Annotated in this window: 6 protein-coding genes and 4 pseudogenes; 5 read left to right on the top strand and 5 right to left on the bottom strand. The window is 22.8% G+C overall.

The window, feature by feature from the left end:
* Window positions 1–1,482 precede the first annotated feature (1,482 nt).
* The 4 genes from HL033_RS04500 to HL033_RS04485 form a co-directional block, all read right to left on the bottom strand.
* Complete coding sequence (locus HL033_RS04500; protein WP_218194081.1) at window positions 1,483–2,532, bottom strand: hypothetical protein; 1,050 nt, start codon at window positions 2,530–2,532, stop codon at window positions 1,483–1,485.
* A gap of 421 nt (window positions 2,533–2,953) precedes the next feature.
* The gene (locus HL033_RS04495) at window positions 2,954–4,039 is read right to left on the bottom strand and encodes a hypothetical protein (RefSeq protein ID WP_218194080.1); all 1,086 of its coding nucleotides are present in this window, start codon (window positions 4,037–4,039) and stop codon (window positions 2,954–2,956) included.
* A 79-nt stretch (window positions 4,040–4,118) separates the two neighbouring features.
* Window positions 4,119–5,300 carry a hypothetical protein gene (locus HL033_RS04490; protein ID WP_218194079.1) on the bottom strand — a complete coding sequence of 394 codons (1,182 nt, stop codon included), beginning with the start codon at window positions 5,298–5,300 and terminating at the stop codon, window positions 4,119–4,121.
* 97 nt (window positions 5,301–5,397) lie between these two features.
* Window positions 5,398–6,591, bottom strand: coding sequence for an argininosuccinate synthase (locus tag HL033_RS04485; protein WP_218194078.1), 1,194 nt, complete (start codon window positions 6,589–6,591; stop codon window positions 5,398–5,400).
* Window positions 6,592–6,677: 86 nt separating this feature from the next.
* Between HL033_RS04485 and HL033_RS04545 the strand changes: the two are divergent.
* Together HL033_RS04545 and HL033_RS04480 are read left to right on the top strand one after the other, a co-directional pair.
* Window positions 6,678–6,839, top strand: a pseudogene (locus tag HL033_RS04545) (metallopeptidase TldD-related protein); the annotation flags it as partial.
* An 83-nt stretch (window positions 6,840–6,922) separates the two neighbouring features.
* A pseudogene (locus tag HL033_RS04480) lies at window positions 6,923–7,108 on the top strand (hypothetical protein); the annotation flags it as partial.
* A 275-nt stretch (window positions 7,109–7,383) separates the two neighbouring features.
* On the opposite strand, the gene HL033_RS04475 reads toward HL033_RS04480, so the two are convergent.
* Window positions 7,384–7,536, bottom strand: coding sequence for a hypothetical protein (locus tag HL033_RS04475; RefSeq protein WP_218194077.1), 153 nt, complete (start codon window positions 7,534–7,536; stop codon window positions 7,384–7,386).
* A gap of 85 nt (window positions 7,537–7,621) precedes the next feature.
* Between HL033_RS04475 and HL033_RS04470 the strand changes: the two are divergent.
* The 3 genes and pseudogenes from HL033_RS04470 to HL033_RS04460 form a co-directional block, all read left to right on the top strand.
* Window positions 7,622–7,933: pseudogene (locus tag HL033_RS04470) on the top strand (hypothetical protein); the annotation flags it as partial.
* Between the two features lie 764 nt (window positions 7,934–8,697).
* On the top strand, window positions 8,698–9,357 hold the full coding sequence (locus HL033_RS04465; RefSeq protein ID WP_218194076.1) for a hypothetical protein: 660 nt from the start codon (window positions 8,698–8,700) through the stop codon (window positions 9,355–9,357).
* A gap of 430 nt (window positions 9,358–9,787) precedes the next feature.
* Window positions 9,788–10,231, top strand: a pseudogene (locus tag HL033_RS04460) (NAD(P)/FAD-dependent oxidoreductase); the annotation flags it as partial.
* Window positions 10,232–10,402 lie beyond the last annotated feature (171 nt).

Genomic DNA, 10,402 nt, shown 5'->3' with positions numbered 1-10,402 from the left:
TTCAAGAATAGGGGATTGAGTATCTTTATCATTTAGTTCTTTTACTTTATTATAAAGATTTGCAGCTTTAGCAGCATCCTTTGCTATTGAAATCATTTTTTTCTTATATAATGTGCGACATATAGAATCAAGTACTTCTTCAACTGACACTCTATCATTTATCAGTTTATTGTAATATATGTTAGTAACATCCTTTATGCTAAAATATGAGTTATTGTTATTTATTTTTTTGACAATATTATAAATCATAGCAACATCAGCAACTTGTTGTGCATGACGAAAAATAAATTTAGCAATATGTTGATATTGAAATGTAAATACTTTTGCGTATACTTCATTATGATATTGAGCAGGGTAATTGTAATTACAGGATAACGGTAATGTTATAAATATACTTACTAAATCATGAAAACGTTTTTTTTCTTCGATGGAAGATGCCATAAAATAATGTTGCTCATCATCATCTAAATTCTTAGTAATAAGCTTTATTAAAGAGAATGCTTTACAAATATAAGCAGTTAAATTTGCACTATTAATAAAATTTGGTTTATTTAATTTTTTAGCAATGGAAACGGTAAAATTTTCAGCATCATCTTTACACATAAATGATCGTATAGTACTATATACCTTATCAAGCTCAGCAGAATATAACTTTTTAGAATTACTTTTTAAATATAAATTAAATAATATTGAATCAAAAATATAATCATATACTAATTGAGATAGTGGTTTCATATTATAAATACCCAGAAGTTAATATATTGTATGTACTTATTAATATAATATACATTTTTTCAATAATCAAACGTAATTAAATAATAGATATAATTAAACAAGTCATAAAATAACAACATACATAATTATATTATTTTTATTATTCAAATCATTTTATGATAAAATGTTGTACTTTATACTTTTATAATAATTAACTAACATTATATTTTGATGAATTATTTAGAATTAAAGATCAACCAAATTAATAACACACTGTATTAATGTAGTAGTACAATTTCTTTCAATTTTATAAAATAATCTTTTTAATATATATGTTAAACGATATTAAATTAAAAATATGATTATAAGATAATTGAGATAGTATTAAAATAATAACTTTATTATTAAAGTATATTTTTGAGTTTCTTTTACTATTTTTACTATTTTTGCATTGTTAACTATAAATAAATTAAAATAAAAAAGTTACTTAATATACAGCATATGATACATACTACTAATAATTAAAATCAAATATAATATGTTGTTGCATTTTCTATACTTTAAAGTTGTATTATTATAACTAATATAATAATTAACTAGAGAATGTGATTCATAATCAAGTATTAAATGATTTAAAAAATTTAAAATATAGAATCACTAAAATCAAATAAATGTATTAAATATTGTATGAAGCATTTATGTAATTTTTTAAAAGATATAAGCATATAAAAAAAATAATACACTAAAATATATATTCAGTGATATTTTTTACTTAATGGTACCAGTTGATATTGTAGGATATGTGTTAATTTCTACATTTTCTAGTATCTTTAATTCTTGTGATACATCATTTTTTATTTTCTCCATTAAGTCATTTAATATTGTTGGTTCATTGCGTTTAAAATATTCTTTTATTGTGTTTAATTCATTAAGTTGTAGTGTTATCAATAATAATATTATATGAGATAAAACACCTACCAACAACATGCTTATTCCTATATATAGAAAAATAGGATTTTTCTTATCTAAATACATCAATGATATTAATATACCAAATAAACAATATATATTTAAAATATTATGAAATATACCTATCATTTTAGAAGTATTTGCATTATTTTTTGAACAATCAGTATTCCAATTTATTAGTATATCATTTACTGTTTCAGCAAATATCAAGAATATATCGCGTTTATTTTTTATATATTTCCATTTAGGTGATTTATACATTTTTATTAATGTATCATAAGTAAGAATGATTTCATTAAATAAGAATATTATTGAATAATTGTTACTAAACTTAAGAATATCAATTATATCGTCAGTAGGTGTAAAATTATTTAATATGTTGATATGTGCATCTTTGAGACTATATAAATGCTTAACACAATATTCAATACATTCCTTTGTGTTTAGTGATTCCATATTTTGATGAATATAAAAATTTTCTAAATCATTTAATACTTGATTATGAGTCATATCTTCTATATTAACTATTATTTTATTATATGTAAGAGCGTTATAAAATAATAATAAAAGATATTTCCTATAATCTAATACTGCTGTTACAAATTCTATTGTAGCATTATTTTGATTAATATTAGTAATTAATTGCTTCATAATAAGTGTATGCTTTTCAATTTCTTTAGATAATATATCAAGAAATACAATATATTTTTGAATATTATCAGGATTTCTAATAATGCTAATATTTTTATAAGTTATTTGACATAAGTTACATATCTTATTAATAACTAATATTAGCTTCTTACTATAATCTATATTATCTGGTGCAGTTTTGTTCATAATTTTTATCATATTTAATATCTTAAAAATTTAATTATATATTAATATTATTCTTCTTCTACTAAAAATAATTTGCTACTAGAGTGCTAATTATTTGGCTATTTTTTTTCCGGTGGTATAACATTCTTAATTAAATTTATTTTATAATATGTAAATAAGTTTAATATTATATGAATAAATTTAATGGAAATATGTATTTTGTATTCAAATAATATTATTATAGTAGAAAATAAATATTATAGTTTAATATCCATATAATATTAAGAAATTATCATATATCATAAAAAACTTTTAGTATTGTTACATGATTAAATAATATAATAATATACAATGCCACTTATTAAAAAATATTGTATATTTTCTGTTAGTTTGGCACATTAAATATAATTGGGGTAAGTTTTTCTAAACACACATGCTTATATTTAAAATAAAATCAATTCAATGCTAATTTAGCATCTGCACTTTTTACTTTACCACTCTCTGTTACTTTACTTAGTAATAGTAAATCATCATTCAATTCTACACCAGTATTGACAGTCTCACCATTGCTAAAAGAGGGGTTATCCATGCTATTACTGATTTTATGAATATAATCGGTCAAATTATTAAGCGATTTATTGTGACCTTTACGTCCCATAAGATAATATATTGATAATCCTTTTACAAATAACAATAATAATATAGATAATCCAATACTTCCATAAAACACGTTTTTACCTAACAATTTATAGATATGTTTATCTAAAAATAAAGGTAAGAATATACTATTAATCATAAAAATTGATAATATAACTGTAACAATTATTTTTAATGCTTTATCTTTTTTATAAATGAACTTAACATCTGCACCAAATATTGATAACATATTATATATTACATGAAATGCACTTTGATATATTTCTTTCATTTCACTTTCATTATTACTTTCTTTTGCGATTTTATATAACTGTGAATATTTTGTATCTATCAAAGCAAGTTCATAAAATAAAAATTTAATATTATTATTTATAGGACTCATATCATTTTCTTTAATACCCTTATTATAAAAATTTGGAAGATATATATCGTGTTGTGTATTAAGTAACTTTAACTGTTTTAAATTATTAAAATATTTTGTTAATATTTGATTGTAATTTATTTCATTATAATACCCCAATTCTACATTGCACTTTTGATAAAATTCCTGATCATGATAAATGGATAATGTTGACTTTACATGCATTACAATAATACTTCTCAAAAATAACAAAAAATCACTTCTTAATCTAAAAAATTGATTCACCTTGCTAAGGCAAGGGGATTCTTGTAAAAAACTCTCACTTAAAGATAGCATTGTTATTTGGTAGCTCTTAATCTTTTCTAGAAACATGGCATTATATTCAGTGAATTTACCATAGTCATAAGAAGGAACTTTTTGTAATACTTTAAAATTTTGACATTTTATGTAACATAGATCACATATTAAGTCTATCAATTCATCAAATAACGTATCATAATATTTTGGATTTTGAGGTATCATTATAAACTCGCATTTGTATTATTTTAATAAAGATATTATTAACCTTATAAAATTCTCCTTTTGAGAATCATTTTTTACACTACTCCCGTACTGTAACTCTTGCTTTCTCTACTTCATTTACTTCGGTTACTTTACTACTTAATACTGTATCATCATTAAGACTATCATCTAAATGTGGCCTACAATTTTTTTCTTCATCTTCTGAAGAGAACTTATCACTCTCGTTAGTAGTGATGCCATCAAGATAATCAGTCATATTCTTAAACGATTTATTGTGACCTTTACGTCCTATACAATAACATATTGATAATCCTATTAAAAGTAATATTAATGACATAGATAATCCAGCAGATCCATAAAGCACATTTTTATCAAATACTCCTTTCCCAAATTCTTTCCAATAAATAGCTGTAAAAAAACCACTTACTACAAAAGATGCTAAAAAAATCAGCATAGTTCCTAGTAGTCTTTGATCCTTTTCATAATTAAAACAAACATTGATATCACATAATTTTGATGTATCATACATAATATCAAATGAGCTTTTATTTATTTCCTTAATTTCATTATAATCATTATTTTCTTTTGCGATTTTATATAACTGTGAATATTTTGTATCTATCAAAGCAAGTTCATTAAAAAAAAATTTCATATTATTTATTATAGAGCTACAATTAAAACTTTCACCAATATAACAAGAATTATAAAGATCACCATACAACCTTGGAAGATATACATCGTGTTGTGTATTAATTAAATTTAACTGTTTAAAATTATTAAAATTTTCTGTAAATATTTGTATGTAATCTTCTATATTATGCATCTGCGCTATATTACAACTGTTATAAAATTCCCGCTCATGATCAATGGATACTAATCCACTAGCACCCGTGCTATTAATGATATTTTTTAATGTAAACAACAAACTCTTTCTTAGAGTAAAAAATTCATTTATCTTGTTAAGAGAGGGAGATGAGTGAATAAAATCCTCACTTAAAGAGTCTAATTTTTCTTTCTTTTCCTTAACCTCTACTAGTAGTTTGGGTAGATATTGAAAAAGTTCAACATAATCATTATAATTAACAAATGGTACTAATTTAATAGTTTTACATTTTACGTGACATGCACTACATATTAATCCTAGTATCTCACTAAGCGAAGCAGCAATACTGCTATATTCTTCTGAAGTAACAAAACGTTTTATGCTTATAGGTTGATTTTTTGTACTAGTAGGCTGTTGATTTTCTTGTGGTACTAACATAAATTCTCACTTGTAAAATATTATTAAAAAAAAATTAATAATTTAATATTAATAATTATATTAACAATAATCAAGAATTTTATTAAAAAATAATTATTTATTTATTATTAGAATTTGATATAAATCTTAAGGCATTTATTTTTATAAATCCTTCTGTTTGCTTATGATCATAATTATTATCATCAAAACTTGCTAAATTTTGAAAATATAAGCTATTATTTTCTGATCGTCTTTTTATAATTAAAACAGAACCTTTATATAATTTCAGACATATAGTACCATTAACTTTTTCTTGAGATTTATCAATTAATGCTTGAAGCATTTTACGCTCAATTGTCCACCAGTAACCATTATATATTAATTTAGCATATTTAGGCATAATTTCATCTTTTAAATGAACTGCTTCTCTATCTAATGTAATACTTTCTATTGCACGATGTGCATGAAGTAATATTGTTCCTCCAGGTGTCTCATATATACCACGTGACTTTATTCCTGTATAACGATTTTCTACTATATCAATAATTCCAATACCATGTTTTCCACCTATTTTATTTAATTGGTCTAATAAAGTTGCTGGAGATAAAGAAACATTATTTATAGCTATTGGATCACCTTTTTCAAAAGTAATATCTATATATTCTGGTACATCTGGTGCTAGTTCTGGAATTACTGAACGAGTTAACATACTATAATCTGCTAGAGCATTTGGATCTTCTAATAATTTTCCTTCATACGAAGTGTGTAATAAATTTGCATCAATAGAATATGGAGGTTCATCTATTTTACCTAAAGGAACTTCTATATTATATTTTTTTGCATATTGTATTAAATCTGTTCTTGATAATAAACTCCATTCTCTCCATGGTGAAATAACCTTTATTGATGGGTTGCAACAATAATATCCTAATTCAAATCTTATTTGATCATTTCCTTTTCCTGTGGCGCCATGGGCAACGGCGTCTGCACCTATTAAATTAGCTATTTCAATCTGACGTTTTGCAATAAGAGGCCTTGCAATTGCTGTACCTAATAAGTAATATCCTTCATATATAGTATTTGCTCTAAACATTGGAAATACAAAATCCTGTACAAATTCTTCTTTTAAGTCTTCTATAAAAATTTCCTTAACATTTAAAGAAGATGCTTTTTTATACACATAGGATAGATCTTCATTTTGTCCTATATCTGCTGTAAAAACTACAACTTCGCATTTATAAGTTTCCTGCAACCATTTTAAAGCAACTGAAGTATCTAATCCTCCAGAATATGCTAATACTATTTTTTTCATAAATATTTTACATAAATGATGTTTGTATTATTTATAATATATTTTATATTACCACAAGCATTAAGTAATTTAAAATATATTCATAAATAGAAGATGGTAAAATTACATATCCAGTAAATGAGATTACTATTGCTGGGAATTTAATTGATATGTTTAAAAACATATCAATAGCAAACGATTTAGTATTTTTAAAATCTGTTAATTCTCCTACATTAAAGATACATCAAATGACAGTTGCTGGAAGATAATAAAATATAGGTATAGTTTTGATATCAAAAAGTATTATTAATATAGTATAATAATAATATGTATTTAAATTATTTATATAAAAATGATAATTAAAGAGACAAGAACTTATAGTGTTGATATAGCAATAATTGGTGCAGGTCCTATAGGGATATTTACTATTTTTCAAGCAGGCATGCTAAAGATGAGTTGTTGTGTAATTGATTCGTTAAAAGAGGCAGGAGGACAATGTAAAGCTTTATATGCAGAAAAGCCAATATATGATATACCAGCATAATAAGAATTAAAAGGGTAATTATATTGTTGATAGTGCACTATGTTTCAAAATATTCATAATTTTACAATAATGTTAAGTTGTATATCATTAGCATAAGGTATTTTAGAATTATTGATATAGCAAAAATCGTTATATAGGAATAAAATCACGTGGTATATGTGAAGCACAAGAGGAACAATATTACTCATACACATCGTGCAATAGAAAGTATTATATTAGATGAAGGGGTAGTTCATTTAAAATGATAAACTATGCCTAGATTTATAAATCTAGCTCTTTTTCAATGTTATTTTGCCTATAACAACAGGTATTTCTGTAAATAAATCATAAACTCCACATTCCCCCGTTAAATATGCAGCACATGGTAATATACGCTTTTGATTATATAAACAAGAATAATAATAATTTAAGTATATATACATATATTCTTATTATTGAAAGCATATAATAAGCTGAACCATTTTGTAAATAATTTTACAATTTCTTTTCCACCTTTACGAATTCCTTGAATTATATTATCAATATGCCAAATTAATATATACTATTTACTAGTGGACAATTAAGCGTAAAATGCTTCAAGCATTAATTGATAAATCTCAAGAAAAAGTTAATGGTACTATATGTCTGAAATTATATAAAGGTTCTGTTTTAATTATAAAAAGACGATCAGAAAATAATAGCTTATATTTTCAAAATTTAGCAAGTTTTGATGATAATAATTATGATCATAAGCAAAATAGAATGTACACAATAATAAACGAAGTAATAATACATTTAATAATATATAGTATTGTGTATATAAGAGTTGTCTTCAAATGAATAAAATTTTTATTGTAGAAAGAAATTTATCTGTTCATTTTAAAAAGATACTTAATATTAAGCATCTTCTTTAGAAAAAGATGCGTAATCAAGTAGTAAAGAATATATTTATGAAAAGTAATTGTGTGGTTCATATAGATGATGATCGTTAGATGTTAATTCTAAAATGTTTACATATAAACAAAATATATTTTGATAAAGTATATTTATGTAGAATAAAGAATTTTAGTCTTTTTTAAATTAATATTAGATGTTTATATATTATTAATTAAAAATGCTACATTTAAGTTTTAAATCAATGTTTCATATATAAGACCTATATATTTATATTATGGAAGGAAATTATCTTAATAAGATTATAGATGCAATCTTATATAATGTAAAAATTTATACACTAAGAAGAAGATGTTAATGTCATTTATAGAAAAAAGGATACACAAAACATCATATCTTACTACATGATATTAATTATAAAAGAACTAATAATATTCAATATTTATGGAATATATATTCACCTTAGAAAATTTAGAAGGTTAGCACATAATTTTCGCAAGCCTTTATCATCATAATGGAAGTATAATTTGTTTTGTAATCCTATTATTTATACAATAAAATACACTTAATCCTAAAAAAGTAATTATTAATCAGAAAATAATTTTTTATTTTCTTTGATCATATATTTAATTTATGATAATTACTTAAAATTATTTAATTTATTAATTTAATTTATGTATTTTTTTATATATTTTCTCTGCTTTACTACTATGTATAATTATAAAGTTTTTGCTCACTTATTATCAAATAGATACTATAAATTAGGATATATATATAATTTTAATCAACAAGATTCATTAGAATCAGAATATTTTCATTATAAAAAAGGTGGCAAAGATTTTTATATAGCAGTTGGAAATAATTTTAAAAGTAACTTCTATCATGAGTTAGAGTTACGTTATACAAGTACTTTGCCAGAATTACATTTAATATCTCATGAAGCAAGAAATAGTATCATACGTATTATGAGCAATATTAATAATAAAAAACTTTCTCTTTTTCAAATTAAAGATATGTTAGCAATTAATAAAACTTCTTTAATGTATAAAATATACAATTTATATAATATAAATAATAAAATAAATCTTTATTTAGGATATGGTATTGGGTTTATCAAGGTTATTAAATATTATGGTCTCAAAAGCCAACCTAATAATCATTACGGCATTGCTATTCAATATAATATAGGTATATTATATCTTTTAAATAAAAAGCTTAAAGCTTATATAGGATATAATTTTTCTAAGAATTATTGGAAATATCAAACAAATCCTATATATGATGAAGATGGTAATAGTGTATTATATCACTTTTTAAATTTCGAATTAAAATCATATGGAGTAGATATGGGGTTAATGTTTATGCTTTAAATTTTAATTATTGATATAACCCATTATATCAAAATTACAGTATATGGTACATTTTTAAGTAAATAATAAGTCTTATAAATACCTAGATAGATACAAAATATTCACAGTTATATAAAATTGCAAAAGAAAGTAATAATGGAAGTAAAATGAAAGAAATACATAAAAGTGCATTTCATGAAATATTTAATTCTACTATTTTATAGATTATCGTATAATTGATATTATTTAACGTATACAATATTTTTAATATCATTTTGATTAAAAAGATGGTATATTCTTATTCAGAGTATTTATTTTTTAAGTAAAAGAAACATCTTTCTGTTAATTCTATAGACACGTAATATAACAGCCTATATTATCATTAACTTTATTATTTTTTTATTCAATAAATTTTTTGCGTATCTTTTTCTATAAAGAACATTAACATCTTCTCCTTGATAATTTAATTAAACAATCTGACCCATTTAACCCTATATATTTATTGGGAGAAATTGCAGAAAATATAATTGAGAATACTGATCATTTTATAGTAGTGACTCATAATAAAATTGAAGTTAAATGTAAAGTTATTATTATTGCTGCTGGGTCTGGAAGATTTGGACCAAATCGTCCTCCCTTAGATGATATTATAAAATATGAAAATAAATCTGTATTTTATCATATAGACAAATTATCAAATTTTTATGATAAAAGTATTGTAATTGCAGGAGGAGGAGATTCAGCTGCAGATTGGGCTATAGAGTTAGCGAAAGTTGCTAAAAAATTATATATAATACATAGAAGGAAAGTATTTCGTTGTGCTCCAAAAACCATTTCATGTTTAGAACATTTATCAAAAACTAAGAAATTAGAAATAATTACTCCTTATCAACTTAGTGGTATACATGAGTGCATCATAAATCAGATGAACAGATAAATTCCTTTCTACAAAAAATTTTGATAAAACATAGAATCTTATGAGAAGAAATAAAAACTTTTTGATATATATAAATTAGGTAAATTATATTTGATTAAGCAATAAAAATATGACATTATTCACAATACA

It is taken from the genome of Neoehrlichia mikurensis, assembly GCF_019186785.1.
Lineage (GTDB): Bacteria > Pseudomonadota > Alphaproteobacteria > Rickettsiales > Anaplasmataceae > Neoehrlichia > Neoehrlichia mikurensis.
Note: the sequence above shows the minus strand (reverse complement) of the source record. Positions and strands in the feature narration are given on the sequence as shown.